The organism is Erwinia sp. MYb416 (assembly GCF_037479575.1).
GTDB classification, from domain to species: Bacteria; Pseudomonadota; Gammaproteobacteria; order Enterobacterales; family Enterobacteriaceae; genus Erwinia; species Erwinia rhapontici.
On sequence record NZ_JBBGYT010000297.1, the window covers coordinates 1 to 822 of the forward strand.

An 822-nucleotide genomic window follows, 5' to 3' on the forward strand; every position below is an offset into this window, starting at 1 on the left:
TCTCAATTCTCCAGCGCCCACGGCAGATAGGGACCGAACTGTCTCACGACGTTCTAAACCCAGCTCGCGTACCACTTTAAACGGCGAACAGCCGTACCCTTGGGACCTACTTCAGCCCCAGGATGTGATGAGCCGACATCGAGGTGCCAAACACCGCCGTCGATATGAACTCTTGGGCGGTATCAGCCTGTTATCCCCGGAGTACCTTTTATCCGTTGAGCGATGGCCCTTCCATTCAGAACCACCGGATCACTATGACCTGCTTTCGCACCTGCTCGAGCCGTCACTCTCGCAGTCAAGCTAGCTTATGCCATTGCACTAACCTCACGATGTCCGACCGTGATTAGCTAACCTTCGTGCTCCTCCGTTACTCTTTTGGAGGAGACCGCCCCAGTCAAACTACCCACCAGACACTGTCCCCACGCCGGATCACGGCGCCAGGTTAGAACATCAAACGTTAAAGGGTGGTATTTCAAGGTTGGCTCCACGCAGACTGGCGTCCACGCTTCAAAGCCTCCCACCTATCCTACACATCAAGGCTCAATGTTCAGTGTCAAGCTGTAGTAAAGGTTCACGGGGTCTTTCCGTCTTGCCGCGGGTACACTGCATCTTCACAGCGAGTTCAATTTCACTGAGTCTCGGGTGGAGACAGCCTGGCCATCATTACGCCATTCGTGCAGGTCGGAACTTACCCGACAAGGAATTTCGCTACCTTAGGACCGTTATAGTTACGGCCGCCGTTTACCGGGGCTTCGATCAAGAGCTTCTCCTTGCGGATAACCCCATCAATTAACCTTCCGGCACCGGGCAGGCGTCACACCG

At 54.7% G+C, this 822-nt stretch carries 1 rRNA gene; it reads right to left on the reverse strand.

Annotated elements, in window-relative coordinates:
- Positions 1-822, reverse strand: a 23S ribosomal RNA gene (locus tag WH277_RS02680); the annotation flags it as partial.